This window comes from Bacillus cereus group sp. BfR-BA-01330 (genome assembly GCF_022663885.1).
GTDB classification, from domain to species: Bacteria; Bacillota; Bacilli; order Bacillales; family Bacillaceae_G; genus Bacillus_A; species Bacillus_A cereus.
The window spans coordinates 266,712-282,217 of record NZ_JAKUGK010000005.1; the positions used below are offsets into that span (position 1 = coordinate 266,712).

Below are 15,506 nucleotides of genomic sequence, written 5' to 3' on the forward strand. Positions count from 1 at the left end.
TACATTGCCCTCATCATAGTAAATTTCGGATAAGGTATCGCTTTTAGTAGGATAATAAGGTGAAAAAATCGGAGGGGGTTGTAACATGTTAAAGAAAAAAGTTCAAATTGGTCGTAAAATGGATGAAATTACAGTAGGAGAGAAATTATCTATCACTGAAAAAATTGAGGATAAAGATTTGTTATTGTACTTAGGGTTAACGAATGATGCCAATCCATTATATATTCAGCATGATTACGCATCCCAAACTCCGTATGAAAAGCCGATTGTACCAAGCATTATGCTAACGGGAATGATTACAACGGCGGTTACGAAATATTTACCGGGTCCAGGAAGTCATATTACGAGAAAGGACCTTACATTCGTGAAACATGTTCACCATTATGAAACGTTACAAATCCACTTTGAAGTTGTGGCTGTTTCTGAGGAGGAACATACAATTGATATGCTTGTATCTGCTCATGATGAAAAAGGAGAAACTGTTGTGGAAGGTTCATTAACAGTAACGCCACCTTTTAAATCAGTCTCTATTATGGAAAAAGCATTAGATAATTTTTAAAAGATGAAAATATGAATAGCGCTAGCATACCTTTAATAAGGATGCTAGCGCTATTTTTAGTTGAAGAATCCTTCTTTGAACCCTTCAGCAAATTCTGAGCACCCCGTTTTAATCGTATCCCAGCTCGGAGCGTTAAAAGCAAGGATACATGTGACTGCTAAAGATAGAATGGATAGTATTAGTCGCATAATAGACCTCTTCATATTATTGATTTATATATTAAGATTAATAATATAATTATCGGTAATTGAAGTCAATTAAAGGAGTGTTTTTTAGGTGAGGTGGAAAAGAGAAGACGTGATCTTTGAAACGGTAAGAGAAGCTGAAGTGTGGGCAGACGGGGTTGCGAATGAAATGTACGGGAGAGTATTTGATGGATATGAAACACCAGATTATAAAATAGCGTATGCTCTTTCGTTTTTCCTAGCACAAAATCAAGATTTTATAGTTCATACGGAAGTGAGCTTTAAAGAAGAGAGAGCAATCTATAAAGTTTGGCAAAATCCTGTGTAGTTGCAGGTGAATCGTAATTACTTCTATTTTCTCAATTCTACACAAACGATCTCCATGAATAGACAATTATATTGAGAGGGACCTTGTTTTCTAGTATGATGAGAATAACGGGGAAAATACTAGGATGAAGAAGGTTTCAAGTCTATAACTTGGAGGAAAAGAATGAACAATCGTATTTTAGTAGTTGATGATGAGGAATTTATCTTAACTTTAATCGAATTTAATTTACAACAAGCTGGGTTTGAAGTTATAACAGCGATGGATGGAGAAATGGCGCTTCAAAAAGCGACAACAGAACGCCCAGATTTAATTATATTAGATTTAATGCTTCCGAAAATGGATGGTATGGAAGTGTGTAAAGAATTACGATTGCAGCGCGTTATGACGCCGATTTTAATGTTAACGGCAAAAGATGATGAGTTTGATAAGGTGCTAGGCCTTGAACTTGGGGCGGATGATTATATGACAAAGCCATTTAGTCCAAGAGAAGTTGTTGCTCGTGTGAAGGCGATTTTGCGTCGTACGAAATTACAACAAGAAGAACAAGTTGCAGAAGCGCCAGATGAAGATAGCATCACAATTGCAGAACTTAAAATTTTACCGGAATTTTATGAGGCTTATTTCCAAGGAAGAAAGCTTGAATTAACACCAAAAGAATTTGAACTACTTGTGTATCTTGCGAAAAATAAAAGTCGCGTGTTAACACGTGATCAATTACTAAGTGCTGTATGGAATTACGATTTTGCTGGTGATACACGAATTGTTGATGTTCATATTAGCCATTTGCGCGATAAAATTGAACAAAATACGAAAAAACCGACGTACATTAAAACGATACGTGGTTTAGGATATAAATTAGAGGAGCCAAAAGGGAATGAATAAATTTCGTTCCAGGCTTCTTTTTACATTTGTTTCTCTTATTGTATTTATTTTAGTTGGACTAGGTTTATTACTAGAAACTGTGTTTGAAAACTACTATATAGATCATGCTAAAGAGAGAATGGTAAAAGAGACAGAGTATGTTGCGACGTTAGCAGAAGAGCAAGGGTTTGATAATGTCTTAAAAAATCCATACGTATTTGAAAAGTTAGAAGAAAAAATACCAGCTTCTATCGTATTTTTGGATGAAAAAAAGAAAGTTCAATATAGAAAAGGACAAGAATTGGCATTTAGTCCAGAGACGATTAAAGAACTTTCTTCGGAAGTGGCAAAACAACGAAGTAAAGTGATTACGAAAGAAACGGATCGAAAGAATGAATTTTATCATGCGGTGTTCGTTCAAGATGTAGAAGGAAAACAAGGATACATTTTGGTGAAAAGTATAATTGATCCTTTGAGAGACGTACATCAAAAAACGTGGGGATTATTAATTATCGGATTTGTCATTGCTTGTCTCGTAGTTGTATTTTTAGGTATGAAAATTACAGGGCAATATATTAGGCCAATTGAATCGGTTACGAAAGTTGCAATTGAATTGGCAAAGGGTAATTATAAAGCACGTGCATACGAAAGTCATTCGGATGAAACAGGGATGCTGAGTAAAGCGATTAATATTTTAGCTCGAAATTTACAAGAAATGACACTTGAACAAGAAATGCAGCAAGATCGTCTGCATACGTTAATTGAAAATATGGGAAGCGGAATGATTTTAATTGATAGCCGAGGATATATAAACCTTGTAAACCGCTCTTATAAGGAAACTTTCCACGTAACAGATGAAGAATATTTAGATCGCTTATATTATGAATCGTTTCATCATACAGAAATTATTGAGCTTGTAGAAGAAATCTTTATGACAGAAGTGAAAGTGCGTAAACAAATGTTATTGCCACTTGGAATTGAACGGAAGCATTTCGAAGTATATGGAGCGCCGATTATCGGGACAAACCATGAATGGAAAGGGATTGTTCTCGTATTCCATGACATAACAGAGTTAAAGAAATTAGAACAAATGAGAAAAGACTTTTTAGCGAATGTTTCTCATGAATTAAAGACACCGATTACTTCTATTAAAGGTTTTTCAGAAACACTCTTAGACGGAGCGATGGATAATAAAAAATTCTGCGAACATTTCTTGCACATTATTTTAAAAGAAAGTGAGCGCATGCAAGGATTAATTGAAGATTTATTAGATTTGTCGAAGATCGAACAACAAGGATTTAAATTAAATATGGGAACCGTTGATATGAAGGGGCTGCTTGAAGATATTCATATGGTACTTGATAATAAAGCAGGAGAAAAAGAAATCTCTTTACAAGTTAATGTATTAAAACGTGCCTCTGTTATTGGAGATCCAAGTCGTTTGAAACAAATCTTTATTAATTTAATTAATAACGCAATCGTATATACACCGGCTGGAGGCGTTGTTTCAGTAGAGTTAGCGGAAGATAAATATAATGCTTATATAAAAGTATCGGATACTGGAATTGGTATTAGTAAAGAGGAAATTCCGCGTATTTTTGAACGTTTCTACCGGGTGGATAAAGCAAGAAGTAGAAATACTGGTGGTACCGGCCTTGGATTGTCGATCGTAAAGCATTTAGTTGAGGCGCATCAAGGTACGATTACAGTAGATAGTGAAGTTGGAGAAGGGACAACGTTTACAGTTGTTTTACCGAAATCAGCAACTGAAAAATAGGATGAAGGATGTTTACAATATATTAACAATGGCTTAATTAAATATTAATAAAGCTCTGTTAATATAATACATGAAAACCCCTTCATCCAAGGAGTAATTTTGGACGAGAATAGTTAAGCTGTTCTCGTCACTTCCCTTTATGCCAATATAAGTCTGTTTTATATATGAAAGAAAATAGCCGTTATTTTTCTTCTCTCTATTAGTCATGTTAATATAGAGAGAGGAAAGGAACGGTTTTTTTCTGTGAAAAAAATCATTTCAAATTTGTATGGGGAGGTTTCAATTTTGGAAAAAAAGGTCGTATTAGTAGATGGTAATAATATCGCGTATCGTGCTTTCTTTGCACTACCGCTTTTAAATAACGACAAAGGTATACATACGAACGCAATTTACGGTTTTACAATGATGTTAATGAGAATATTAGAGGAAGAAAAGCCAACTCATATGTTAGTGGCGTTTGATGCAGGCAAAACAACGTTCCGTCATAAAACGTATAGTGAGTATAAAGGAGGACGTCAAAAGACTCCACCTGAATTATCAGAGCAGTTCCCGTTTATTCGTGAGATGCTGGATGCGTTCAATGTACCGCGTTATGAATTAGAAAATTATGAAGCGGATGACATCATGGGAACGTTAGCGAAAGAAGCGAGTGAGCAAGGGGCAAGTGTAAAAGTTATTTCAGGAGATAAAGATTTACTTCAACTTGTTTCTGATAACACGCTTGTATGTATTCCGCGAAAAGGGATTACAGAAGTGGATGAATATACGAAAGAAGCTTTATTTGAAAAATACAGCTTATCACCAAAGCAAATTATCGATATGAAAGGTTTAATGGGAGACCAGTCAGATAATATACCGGGTGTACCAGGAGTTGGTGAAAAAACGGCAATTAAATTGTTAACACAGTTTGGAACGGTTGAAGCGGTGTATGAAAATATAGATCAAGTAAGTGGGAAGAAATTAAAAGAAAAACTGGAAGAAAATAAAGAACAAGCTCTTATGAGTAAGGATCTTGCAACTATTATTACAGATGCGCCGATTACAGTTCATGTGGATGATATGGCGTATAAAGGATATGAAGCAAGTGATGTCATTCCAATGTTCGAGAGTTTAGGATTTACATCTCTTTTAAATAAATTAGGCGTTACGCCAGAAGAAACAGCTCCAGCTGAATTAGATGATATTACATTTGATATTGTGGAAGAAGTTACAGAAGAAATGCTTCAGCAAGATAGTGCGCTTATCGTTGAAGTACAAGAAGATAACTATCATAAAGCAGACATTCAAGGTTTCGGTATTCAAAATGAAAATGGATGTTACTTTATTCAGACAGACATTGCTCTTAAGTCAGATGCTTTTAAAGAGTGGCTTGCAGATGGAGAGATGAGAAAGCATACATTTGATGCGAAGCGTGCAATCGTTGCACTGAAATGGAATGGGATAGATATGCAAGGGATTGACTTTGATCTATTAATCGCTGCTTATTTACTTGACCCGGCTGATACAGATAAAGATTTCCGTACTGTAGCGAAAATGAAAGAAACGCATGCTGTGAAATCAGATGAAGAAGTTTACGGAAAAGGTGCGAAGCGTGCTGTTCCAGAGTTAAAGGTAGTCGCGGAGCATGTGGCTCGTAAAGTGCATGTATTATATGATGTAAAGCAAACATTCGTTGAAGAGTTAAAGAAGAATGAGCAATATGAACTGTTTACAGAGTTAGAATTGCCGCTTGCACGTGTATTAGCTGATATGGAAGTAAAGGGTGTAAAAGTTGATACAGAGCGTCTTCGTAATATGGGAGAAGAACTTGCGGGTAGATTAAAGGAAATGGAACAGGAAATCTATAAGCTTGCGGGAACAGAGTTTAATATTAATTCACCGAAGCAGCTTGGTGTTATTCTGTTTGAGAACTTAAACTTACCGGTTATTAAAAAGACGAAAACAGGTTATTCTACGTCAGCTGATGTACTAGATAAGCTTATGAATCACCATGAAATTATTCCAAATATTTTACATTATCGTCAATTAGGGAAACTAAATTCAACTTACATTGAAGGTTTACTGAAAGTTGTACATGAAGATTCATCTAAAATTCATACTCGCTTTAATCAAGTGTTAACGCAAACAGGTCGATTAAGTTCAACGGATCCGAACTTGCAAAATATCCCGATTCGATTAGAAGAAGGAAGAAAGATTCGTCAGGCATTTGTTCCATCAGAAGAAGGATGGATTATGTATGCGGCTGATTATTCACAAATCGAACTGCGTGTATTAGCTCATATTGCAAATGATAAAGGGCTAGTTGAAGCGTTCCAACATGACATGGATATTCATACGAAAACAGCTATGGATGTATTTGGCGTTGAAAAAGATGAAGTAACTTCAAATATGAGACGACAAGCGAAAGCTGTTAACTTCGGAATTGTGTATGGTATTAGTGATTATGGTCTTTCACAAAACTTAGGAATTACAAGAAAAGCAGCAGCGGAATTTATTGAAAAGTATTTAGAAAGTTTCCCTGGTGTACAAGAATACATGGAGGACATCGTAAAAGATGCGAAACAAAAAGGATATGTAGCTACATTATTAAATCGTCGCCGTTATATTCCAGAAATTACGAGTCGTAATTTTAACTTGCGTAGCTTCGCTGAGCGTACAGCGATGAATACACCAATTCAAGGTACTGCAGCAGATATTATTAAAAAAGCGATGATTATTATGGCAGATCGTTTAGAAGAAGAAGGATTACAAGCGCGTCTTCTTCTGCAAGTACACGATGAATTAATATTTGAAGCACCAAAAGAAGAAATCGAAAAATTAGAGCAGCTTGTACCTGAAGTAATGGAACATGCGATTGAACTTGCAGTTCCGCTGAAAGTTGATTATTCTTACGGTCCAACTTGGTACGACGCAAAATAAGGAAGTGATGAAATGCCTGAATTACCAGAGGTTGAAAACGTCAGACGGACACTTGAAAATCTTGTAACAGGAAAAACGATTGAAGATGTTATTGTTACTTATCCAAAAATAGTGAAACGACCGGATGATGCAGAAATCTTTAAAGAAATGCTAAAAGGCGAGAAGATTGAAAATATAAAGCGAAGAGGAAAGTTTTTGCTTTTATATGTAACGAATTATGTCATTGTTTCACATTTGCGTATGGAAGGTAAGTTTTTATTACATCAAGAGGATGAGCCGATTGATAAACATACGCACGTCCGTTTCTTATTTACAGATGGAACGGAATTACATTATAAAGATGTGAGAAAGTTTGGTACGATGCATCTCTTTAAGAAAGGTGAAGAAATGAACCAAATGCCTCTTGCTGACTTAGGTCCGGAGCCATTTGATGCTGAAATGACACCGCAGTATTTACAAGAAAGATTACAAAAGACAAATCGTAAAATAAAAGTTGTGCTACTGGACCAGCGTCTTTTAGTAGGGCTTGGAAATATATATGTAGATGAAGTTTTATTCCGTTCTCAAATCCATCCAGAACGAGAAGCTTCGTCTTTAACAGTAGAAGAAATTGAGCGAATTTATGAGGCTACCGTTACAACGCTAGGCGAAGCAGTAAAGCGTGGCGGAAGTACAATTCGGACGTATATCAACTCACAAGGGCAAATTGGTTCGTTCCAAGAACTCCTAAATGTATATGGGAAAAAAGGAGAGCCGTGCGTAACTTGTGGCACGATATTAGAAAAAACAGTTGTTGGCGGGCGAGGAACGCATTACTGCCCAATTTGTCAGCCTAGAATATAGAAAAGAGATAACATCGGATAGGCATTTGTCATATACATACAGCAGAGCTATGTATAAGGGAGGAGCTTACCGATGTACCTTTATTTATCTCTTATTTTATTAGCTTTTACATTAAGCTTAGATAGCTGTAGTGTAGGGCTAACATATGGTTTAAGAAGCGTAAGAATTCCACTAAGATCAATTATAATTATCGGAATGTGTTCAGCGGCTGTTATGCTTGTTTCAATGGGAATTGGACATATGATCGCGAAAGTATTTTCACCTGTTATCGCAACGCGTATCGGTGGGCTTGTTCTTATTGGAATAGGGATTTGGGTATTATATCAATTTTTTCGAAGTGAGAGAAAAGAAGAACCGAAGCAAGAGGAGAAGGTCTGGAAATTAGAGATTGCCTCGCTAGGCCTAGTGATTCAAATTTTACGGAAACCGACTGTTGCAGATTTTGATAAATCAGGCACCATTTCTGCAGGAGAAGCATTACTTCTTGGTATAGCTCTTTCTGTAGATTCATTTGGTGCCGGAATTGGTGCATCTTTATTAGGGTATGCACCCGCTATGATGGCGATATTAGTTGCAGTTATGAGTTCTTTGTTTTTATTTATTGGAATGAAACTTGGAACGGTTTTATCAAATATGAAGTGGTTACAAAAATTTACATTCCTGCCTGGAGTATTACTCATCATTATTGGAATTTGGAAAATGTAAGTATGGGCGTGGAACATTAGTTTCGCGCCTTTTATTATGAGGAGGATTATTATGACAGTAGTAATTGGATTAACGGGAGGCATTGCAAGCGGAAAAAGTACAGTGTCTCAAATGTTTCGTGAACTGAGCATACCGGTTATTGATGCAGATATTATCGCAAGAGAAGTTGTAGAGCGAGGAAAACCAGCATATAACAAAATAGTAGAAGTATTTGGAACGGAAGTGTTACAAGAGGATGGAGAACTAGATCGTCCAAAACTAGGAAGTGTCGTTTTCTATAATGAAGAAAAACGATTGCAGTTAAATAAAATTGTTCATCCTGCAGTGCGTGAGGAAATGAATAGGCAAAAGGAAATGTACATAAAAGAAGGTATGCAAGCGGTTGTGTTAGATATTCCTCTCTTATTTGAAAGTAAATTAACAAGTCTCGTTGACCGCATTTTAGTTGTAGCGGTTAAGCCGCATACGCAATTAGAACGTTTAATGAAACGAAATAACTTTTTAGAAGAAGAAGCAACAGCTCGTATTCAATCTCAAATGCCGTTAGAAGAAAAAGTGAAAAATGCAGATGAAGTGATAAATAATGATGGCACAATTATGGGAACGAAAACACAATTGCAGGTAATTTTAAAAAAGTGGAACATTATTGACTAAAAAATTGTGAAATTAATGAAAATGCTTAGTGACATATCCCCTTTTTGTGTTATACTATTATTGGGATTGGAGATAAATAGTATAACGCATTCAAGGGGGATAACATATTATGACTCGTGTGGCAATTAATGGATTTGGACGTATTGGGAGAATGGTATTTCGTCAAGCAATAAAAGAAAGCGCATTCGAAATTGTAGCAATCAATGCAAGCTATCCATCTGAAACGTTAGCACACTTAATTAAATATGATACAGTTCATGGCAAGTTTGACGGAACAGTAGAAGCATTTGAAGATCACTTATTAGTTGATGGAAAAATGATTCGCCTTTTAAACAACCGCGATCCAAAGGAATTGCCTTGGACAGATTTAGGTGTTGAAGTTGTAATTGAAGCAACTGGTAAATTTAATTCGAAAGAAAAAGCAATTCTTCACGTTGAAGCTGGAGCGAAAAAAGTTATTTTAACAGCGCCTGGTAAAAATGAAGATGTAACAATTGTAGTTGGTGTGAACGAAGACCAATTAGATATTACAAAACATACTGTTATTTCAAATGCATCTTGTACAACAAATTGTTTAGCGCCTGTTGTGAAGGTGTTAGATGAGCAGTTTGGAATTGAAAACGGTTTAATGACGACAGTTCACGCTTATACAAATGACCAAAAAAATATTGATAACCCACATAAAGATTTAAGAAGAGCACGTGCTTGCGGACAATCAATCATTCCGACAACGACAGGTGCTGCGAAAGCGCTAGCAAAAGTTCTTCCACATTTAAACGGAAAACTTCATGGTATGGCACTTCGTGTACCAACACCAAACGTGTCTCTTGTTGATTTAGTAGTAGATGTAAAACGCGATGTGACAGTTGAAGCTATTAACGATGCATTCAAAACTGTTGCAAACGGTGCGTTAAAAGGTATTGTAGAATTCAGCGAAGAGCCTTTAGTATCTATCGACTTTAATACAAATACACACTCAGCTATTATCGATGGTTTATCTACAATGGTAATGGGTGATCGTAAAGTGAAAGTACTTGCTTGGTATGATAACGAGTGGGGTTACTCTCGTCGTGTTGTAGATCTTGTAACGTTAGTTGTTGAAGAGTTAGCGAAACAAGAAAATGTGCAACACATTTAAGTGAATAAGGGAGGAGAGGGCAAGGCGATATTTGCCCTCTTTTTTTAATTTTTTCTGAAAAGGAAAAAAATTATATAAGTATATTTTAAAAAGTGGACATACCACGAAACGTTGTGATTACTGCATTTGTGAATCGTTTATTTTTTTTAGGGAAAAGTAAAGAGGAAAATATGACAGAAAATCGAAAAAACTGTTGTTGCAAAATGAAAATAAACAAAGTATACTAACACTCGTAAACTTAAGAGCTGAGGTACGTAGTCACTACTTAAAGGGTTAGGACCTCTCTGGACTAACTTTCCCCCGTGGTAGTGGAGCAAGCCAAATTGCAAATTAGTTTTCAATTCGAACAGTTAGAATAAATTTACAAGGGGGAACTGTAGAATGGATACTATGGATACGATGGGTCGTCACGTGATCGCTGAACTTTGGGATTGCGATTTCGACAAGCTTAATGACATGCCGTATATTGAACAATTATTTGTGGATGCAGCACTAAGAGCTGGTGCTGAAGTGCGTGAGGTTGCTTTCCATAAATTTGCACCACAAGGTGTAAGTGGAGTAGTAATTATCTCAGAATCACATTTAACAATTCATAGCTTTCCGGAGCACGGTTACGCAAGTATTGATGTTTATACTTGTGGGGATCGTATTGATCCAAATGTTGCTGCAGAATATATTGCAGAAGGTTTAAACGCGAAAACGCGTGAGAGCATCGAGCTTCCTCGAGGCACTGGTAGCTTCGAAATTAAGCAGAGAGAAACAAAAGCTCTTTAAAAAAGAACATAATTGATTTAAAATGTAAAGAGGTGTATAATGCACCTCTTTTTTAGTTTATAAAAAAGGGAAAATATAACGTACTCGTTAGTTGAATAAATTGGACTCTTGCAAATGAGGTAGTGCCCTATATACCATCTTATTTTTAAGGATGAGATGATAAAGTGATGCGCTGGAACTTAAAGTGGTAAGAGAGTTAGAATGAGTTATATAATATTGTATATATATTTTAGGTGAAGTGAGTAGAGAAAAATAAAGAGTATAGTGTAAAGGAGTGAATGAATTGCGTTGTCCATCCTGTTCTCATAATGGTACAAGAGTGTTAGATTCGCGTCCGGTAGACGAGGGGCGCTCTATTCGAAGAAGGAGAGAGTGTGAAAGCTGCTTAAGTCGCTTTACGACCTTTGAAAGGGTAGAAGAGTCACCTCTTATCGTTGTAAAAAAAGAAGGCACACGAGAAGAGTTTAATAAAGAAAAGATTTTACGCGGTTTAATTAAAGCGTGTGAAAAAAGACCAGTATCTTTAAGACAATTAGAAGAAGTAACACAAAGCGTGGAACGTGAACTGCGTAATTTAGGTATATCAGAAGTGAAAAGTGATATGATTGGTGAAATTGTTATGGAAGAACTTCGCGATATTGATGATGTTGCTTACGTACGTTTTGCTTCTGTATATCGTCAATTTAAAGATTTAAATGTATTTATTGAAGAATTAAAAGATATACTGCAAAAAGAAAGAGAGTAGAAGTTGTATTTTATTCTCTTTACATACCGTAAGTAATAGGATAAGAGAGCTAGAAGCGCAAGCTAATAGCTCTTTTTCACTAAGAATTTATATAATGAAGATAGAACGAATGAAGTAGAGGATAGATTGGATGAGAGAAAGGAAAAGCAAGAATGGAAAAACAGTCATGGATGGAGCTATTGCCGATTGATCGTTATAAAGTAAGTGCGAAAGGACTACTGCACAATTACGACCGAAAAGTGTTAACGATGTTGTATCAGCCGTTAATAGGTAGTAGAGCTTTTAGCTTATACATGACACTATGGGGAGAGCTTGAGCAAGATCGTGTATTTGGAAAAGAGAATACGCATCATTCCCTTATGGTGACTATGCAAATGCAACTTCCTGAAGTATATGAGGAACGAGTAAAGTTAGAGGCAATTGGGCTTTTGAAGGTATATATTAAGAAAGAAAAAGATATTCGAATGTTCATATATGAGTTGCAACCACCTTTATCTCCGAAGCAGTTTTTTGATGATATTGTTTTAAGTATCTTTTTATACAATCGATTGAGCAGGACAAAATATAATCAAGTAAAGCAATATTTCTTAGAAGAAGAATTTGATTTTGCTTCTTATGAAAATGTTACGCGTTCTTTCAATGATGTGTTTGGTTCGTTTAATCCAGGACAACTTGAGCATGCGCAAGAAGACCTTCGTATTCCAAAAACGACAACTATGCCAAGTAACGAGAAGGGAGACGCTCCGAAAGTTTGGAATGATTTCTTTGATTTCTCTTTATTTGTAGATGGATTGTCCGCTCTTGTTCCTAAAAAGGCGATTACAGATCAAGTGAGAGACTGCGTTATAACACTTGCTTACGTGTATGGTGTAGATGTGTTATCGATGCAAAATATCGTTCTTGGTGCAGTGACAGAGATGCAAACAATTGATATGGAAAGGCTTAGAAAAGGAGCGCGCGATTGGTATCAATTTGAAAATGGTCAAGCATTACCGGTATTAAGTGAAAGAGTACAGCCTCATGCTGCACGTACGATGAAAGAGAAAGAGCCTTCATCGCAAGAGGAGATGCTAATAAAGCAGCTAGAGGAAATCTCACCAAAACAACTATTGAAAGAGATTTCTGGTGGTGCAGAGGCAACGAAAGCGGACTTGCAAATCGTTGAAGATGTCATGATTAATCAAAAATTGACACCAGGAGTTGTGAATGTACTTATTTATTACGTTATGCTACGCTCAGATATGAAACTTGCGAAAACGTATGTCGAGAAGATTGCTGGGCATTGGGCACGTAAAAAGGTCGGTACAGTAGCGGACGCGATGGCGTTAGCGAAAGAAGAGAACCGTCAATATCAAGAGTGGGCTGAGACGAAGAAAAAAGGCCGTACGGCGAAGAAAACGGTGCGGAAAGAAATGGTGCCAGATTGGCTTAAGGAAGAAGAGCCGAAAGAACAAGAGAAAGAAACAGTGAAGAAAGATGTAAGTGTAGAAAAAGATGCAAGTACGCTAGAAGATGAACGAAAACGACTAGAAGAAGTGTTAAAAAAATATAAGCGTGATTAATAGAAGAGAATGAACGCTCTTTGAGGTGAGAAAATGGAGCATATTCAAAATTCATTTGCAAAATTAATGGAAAATGAAAACTTTAAAAATAGATATGAAGTATTAAAGGCAGAAGTAATGGCGCATCCGCGTGTGAAAGAATTTATAGATGAACATAAGGGTGAAGTAACGACTTCTATGATTGAGCGCAGTCTTGTGAAGTTATATGAATATATTGGACAAAGTGTAGGTTGCGTGGATTGTCCGGATTTAGGCTCATGTAAAAATATGCTACAAGGGTACGAGCCAAAGCTTGTTATTCAAGGGAAGATGATTGATATTCAATACGATCGCTGCGTTAGAAAAGTAGCGCATGACGAGAGAAAGAAATATGAAAAACTTGTTCAAAGTGTATATATGCCAACGGATATTTTACAGGCAACTATGGAAAACTTAGATCCTTCTGATTTAAATGCACGTATCGATGCGATTGGTGCAGCGAATGAATTTTTAAGTACATATGAACCAGGTAAAAAAGCACAAGGTTTATATTTGTACGGTAAATTTGGTGTAGGAAAAACGTATTTGTTAGGAGCAATAGCGAACGAGCTTGCTCGAAAGAAAATAAGTTCGATGCTCGTATACTTCCCGGAATTTTTACGTGAAATTAAAAGTTCAATTCAAGATAATTCGATTGGTGAGAAGATTGATGCGGTTAAACGCGTACAAGTTTTAATGTTAGATGATATCGGGGCAGAAGCGATGTCAAGCTTTGTCCGTGACGATGTACTCGGTGCAATCTTACAATTCCGTATGTTAGAAAACTTACCGACGTTCTTTACGTCTAATTTTGATTTTAAACAACTGGAACACCATTTAACGTATACGCAGCGTGGCGAGGCTGAAGAAATGAAGGCAGCACGTATTATGGAACGAATTAAATATTTAGCGAAACCAATTCCGATTGGTGGGAAAAACCGTCGTCATAAGTAAAAGAGCAAGCTGAGAAGCTTGCTCTTTTGTATTATAGTGATATTTTCTTTTCAAATATGAGGTCGAAATATTCAGGTTGTCCAGAACTGCCAAACGTAGGGGCAACAATCTGTACGAACCTCCAGCCATCTCTAGCATGTTCTTGAATAATTTCTTGGTAGTCTTCAGCTGGTTTTGAGCGAGTGAACCCCCAATGTAATTCGACTTTTACGAATTTATATTCAAACATTCAGATACCCCCTTTTATTGATAAGTAAAGTATACAATAAAAATTCATAGTAGCTTGTATCATTTTTTTCTCCCTCCCTTAATATATATAAAATTAGCAAGCCATATTGAGTGGATTTTCTAACGATAGGAAATGTGATTCTACTAAGAGTGAAATTCACGCGGGACGGACTCTTATAGGATTTGTAACGTATAGATACAGTCCTTTAGAGCGGGGATAAAAGGGGGGACAAAAGTGATTGAAATTTGCTTCGAAGAAAAAAATGATGCTATGCACGTATATAGACAATTGCTGAAAAGAGCGGAAGTGTTATATAAGGAAACGAGTGTGTATTTACAGGAACAAAAAGTGGTGATTCACATACCAGTACGTGAATCGAATTATATTGAAAAAATCTTATTGCCAGTAATGGTGTATTTCATTGTGAATGTGAAACAAAATGAGTGGATTTATACGATTTTAAAAGAAAAGTTTTTTTATGAAGAACAAGAAGAGTGTCATCAAATATTGCACATGGCACATGAGATTTTAAAGGGAAGAAGAAAAGGTGTAGCTCAGGATTTAACGCGTAACGCATTTGAGTCATATATTAAGTCTTCTTTAAATAATTGGCTTTGTGATCCGCTCTCATTCTCGTTTTCATCATATATCCGTTTTCGTCTTCGTACATATAGGGAAATGGTGGCTAAACTTGCGGAAGTGGCAATTGATGAATATAAGATGGAGCAAGAATACCAAATGTTCATTGAGACGCTTCGGCAACAAGTAAGTAGCCGTAAATCACGTTTGTCTTGCGTGCATCTTATTTTTGATGAAAGCTTTATCTTTTATGATGATAAAGGTAGACGTTTAAAACAGGAGAAGTTGGTCCAATATATAGATGAGGAATTATTAAAGCAAAATGATGTATATATTGATACGAAAGTAATTGCGCCGCTTCTTTCTATTTCGCCTAAAAAGATTTATTTATATACGAAAGAACAAGACCATAATATGATTATTACTTTGCGAAATGTGTTCCAAGAACGGGTCCAATTACATGGATTACATGATTTTGAGCGCAATGTGAAAAATTTAAAAAATAAAGGTAACGCCCTTGATTTTCTAAGTTTTTGAGCATATAATTACCTACATAAATGAAATATATTGAAATGTTATGATGAGGACATGAGTAGTTTTCTACGATTTTCAGAGAGGGAAGCCTTAGGGTGTGAGCTTCCTAGTACGGGATTATTACTTACCACCTCTAAACTTT

16 protein-coding genes and 1 other annotated feature (1 of these 17 only partly in view) are annotated in these 15,506 nt (G+C 36.2%); of the genes, 14 read left to right on the forward strand and 2 right to left on the reverse strand.

The window, feature by feature from the left end:
- The first annotated feature begins 85 nt into the window (after nucleotides 1-85).
- Complete coding sequence (locus MR112_RS16565) at nucleotides 86-559, forward strand: MaoC family dehydratase (protein WP_000914179.1); 474 nt, start codon at nucleotides 86-88, stop codon at nucleotides 557-559.
- A 56-nt stretch (nucleotides 560-615) separates the two neighbouring features.
- Here MR112_RS16565 and MR112_RS28785 read toward each other — a convergent pair whose 3' ends face one another.
- Nucleotides 616-747, reverse strand: a complete 132-nt coding sequence (locus MR112_RS28785) for a hypothetical protein (RefSeq protein WP_001237022.1) — start codon at nucleotides 745-747, stop codon at nucleotides 616-618.
- A gap of 88 nt (nucleotides 748-835) precedes the next feature.
- On the opposite strand from MR112_RS28785, the gene MR112_RS16570 reads away from it, so the two are divergent.
- The 12 genes from MR112_RS16570 (at nucleotide 836) to dnaI (ending at nucleotide 14,022) form a co-directional block, all read left to right on the forward strand.
- On the forward strand, nucleotides 836-1,072 hold the full coding sequence (locus tag MR112_RS16570; protein WP_001267383.1) for a hypothetical protein: 237 nt from the start codon (nucleotides 836-838) through the stop codon (nucleotides 1,070-1,072).
- A gap of 162 nt (nucleotides 1,073-1,234) precedes the next feature.
- The gene (phoP, locus tag MR112_RS16575; RefSeq protein WP_001065220.1) at nucleotides 1,235-1,954 is read left to right on the forward strand and encodes a two-component system response regulator PhoP; all 720 of its coding nucleotides are present in this window, start codon (nucleotides 1,235-1,237) and stop codon (nucleotides 1,952-1,954) included.
- Nucleotides 1,947-3,710 carry a sensory box histidine kinase PhoR gene (gene phoR / locus MR112_RS16580; protein WP_001032106.1) on the forward strand — a complete coding sequence of 588 codons (1,764 nt, stop codon included), beginning with the start codon at nucleotides 1,947-1,949 and terminating at the stop codon, nucleotides 3,708-3,710. The genes phoP and phoR overlap by 8 nt, the downstream gene beginning before the upstream one ends.
- Before the next feature lie 285 nt (nucleotides 3,711-3,995).
- Nucleotides 3,996-6,629, forward strand: a complete 2,634-nt coding sequence (gene polA / locus MR112_RS16585; protein ID WP_000412802.1) for a DNA polymerase I — start codon at nucleotides 3,996-3,998, stop codon at nucleotides 6,627-6,629.
- A gap of 12 nt (nucleotides 6,630-6,641) precedes the next feature.
- Nucleotides 6,642-7,472, forward strand: a complete 831-nt coding sequence (gene mutM, locus MR112_RS16590) for a DNA-formamidopyrimidine glycosylase (protein WP_001114478.1) — start codon at nucleotides 6,642-6,644, stop codon at nucleotides 7,470-7,472.
- Nucleotides 7,473-7,544: 72 nt separating this feature from the next.
- A complete protein-coding gene (gene ytaF / locus MR112_RS16595) occupies nucleotides 7,545-8,177 on the forward strand; it encodes a sporulation membrane protein YtaF (protein ID WP_000281747.1) in 633 nt (210 codons plus the stop codon).
- Nucleotides 8,178-8,228: 51 nt separating this feature from the next.
- Nucleotides 8,229-8,831 (forward strand): dephospho-CoA kinase, encoded by a 603-nt coding sequence (gene coaE, locus MR112_RS16600; RefSeq protein ID WP_000219314.1) that lies wholly within the window; start codon nucleotides 8,229-8,231, stop codon nucleotides 8,829-8,831.
- Between the two features lie 109 nt (nucleotides 8,832-8,940).
- Nucleotides 8,941-9,969 (forward strand): glyceraldehyde-3-phosphate dehydrogenase, encoded by a 1,029-nt coding sequence (locus tag MR112_RS16605; protein WP_000198974.1) that lies wholly within the window; start codon nucleotides 8,941-8,943, stop codon nucleotides 9,967-9,969.
- A 390-nt stretch (nucleotides 9,970-10,359) separates the two neighbouring features.
- Nucleotides 10,360-10,743, forward strand: a complete 384-nt coding sequence (gene speD / locus MR112_RS16610) for an adenosylmethionine decarboxylase (protein WP_002003660.1) — start codon at nucleotides 10,360-10,362, stop codon at nucleotides 10,741-10,743.
- 283 nt (nucleotides 10,744-11,026) lie between these two features.
- On the forward strand, nucleotides 11,027-11,488 hold the full coding sequence (gene nrdR / locus MR112_RS16615) for a transcriptional regulator NrdR (RefSeq protein WP_001203687.1): 462 nt from the start codon (nucleotides 11,027-11,029) through the stop codon (nucleotides 11,486-11,488).
- 152 nt (nucleotides 11,489-11,640) lie between these two features.
- Complete coding sequence (locus MR112_RS16620; protein WP_000415049.1) at nucleotides 11,641-13,050, forward strand: replication initiation and membrane attachment family protein; 1,410 nt, start codon at nucleotides 11,641-11,643, stop codon at nucleotides 13,048-13,050.
- A 33-nt stretch (nucleotides 13,051-13,083) separates the two neighbouring features.
- A complete protein-coding gene (dnaI, locus tag MR112_RS16625) occupies nucleotides 13,084-14,022 on the forward strand; it encodes a primosomal protein DnaI (RefSeq protein ID WP_000400104.1) in 939 nt (312 codons plus the stop codon).
- A 31-nt stretch (nucleotides 14,023-14,053) separates the two neighbouring features.
- On the opposite strand, the gene MR112_RS16630 is transcribed toward dnaI, so the two are convergent.
- Nucleotides 14,054-14,251, reverse strand: a complete 198-nt coding sequence (locus MR112_RS16630; RefSeq protein WP_000464456.1) for a DUF4177 domain-containing protein — start codon at nucleotides 14,249-14,251, stop codon at nucleotides 14,054-14,056.
- Between the two features lie 234 nt (nucleotides 14,252-14,485).
- On the opposite strand from MR112_RS16630, the gene ytxC reads away from it, so the two are divergent.
- Nucleotides 14,486-15,367, forward strand: a complete 882-nt coding sequence (gene ytxC / locus MR112_RS16635) for a putative sporulation protein YtxC (protein ID WP_000569629.1) — start codon at nucleotides 14,486-14,488, stop codon at nucleotides 15,365-15,367.
- Between the two features lie 31 nt (nucleotides 15,368-15,398).
- Nucleotides 15,399-15,506: a binding site (T-box leader), on the forward strand; it runs 121 nt beyond the window's last position.

Excerpts from the sequence above, each read along its gene's own strand:
- MR112_RS16620 (WP_000415049.1), top strand. The coding sequence starts at position 11,641 with ATGGAAAAACAGTCATGGATGGAGCTATTGCCGATTGATCGTTATAAA.
- coaE (WP_000219314.1), top strand. The coding sequence starts at position 8,229 with ATGACAGTAGTAATTGGATTAACGGGAGGCATTGCAAGCGGAAAAAGT.
- MR112_RS16565 (WP_000914179.1), top strand. The coding sequence starts at position 86 with ATGTTAAAGAAAAAAGTTCAAATTGGTCGTAAAATGGATGAAATTACA.
- mutM (WP_001114478.1), top strand. The coding sequence starts at position 6,642 with ATGCCTGAATTACCAGAGGTTGAAAACGTCAGACGGACACTTGAAAAT.
- ytaF (WP_000281747.1), top strand. The coding sequence starts at position 7,545 with ATGTACCTTTATTTATCTCTTATTTTATTAGCTTTTACATTAAGCTTA.
- phoP (WP_001065220.1), top strand. The coding sequence starts at position 1,235 with ATGAACAATCGTATTTTAGTAGTTGATGATGAGGAATTTATCTTAACT.
- MR112_RS16630 (WP_000464456.1), bottom strand. The coding sequence starts at position 14,251 with ATGTTTGAATATAAATTCGTAAAAGTCGAATTACATTGGGGGTTCACT.
- MR112_RS28785 (WP_001237022.1), bottom strand. The coding sequence starts at position 747 with ATGCGACTAATACTATCCATTCTATCTTTAGCAGTCACATGTATCCTT.
- MR112_RS16605 (WP_000198974.1), top strand. The coding sequence starts at position 8,941 with ATGACTCGTGTGGCAATTAATGGATTTGGACGTATTGGGAGAATGGTA.
- dnaI (WP_000400104.1), top strand. The coding sequence starts at position 13,084 with ATGGAGCATATTCAAAATTCATTTGCAAAATTAATGGAAAATGAAAAC.
- phoR (WP_001032106.1), top strand. The coding sequence starts at position 1,947 with ATGAATAAATTTCGTTCCAGGCTTCTTTTTACATTTGTTTCTCTTATT.
- speD (WP_002003660.1), top strand. The coding sequence starts at position 10,360 with ATGGATACGATGGGTCGTCACGTGATCGCTGAACTTTGGGATTGCGAT.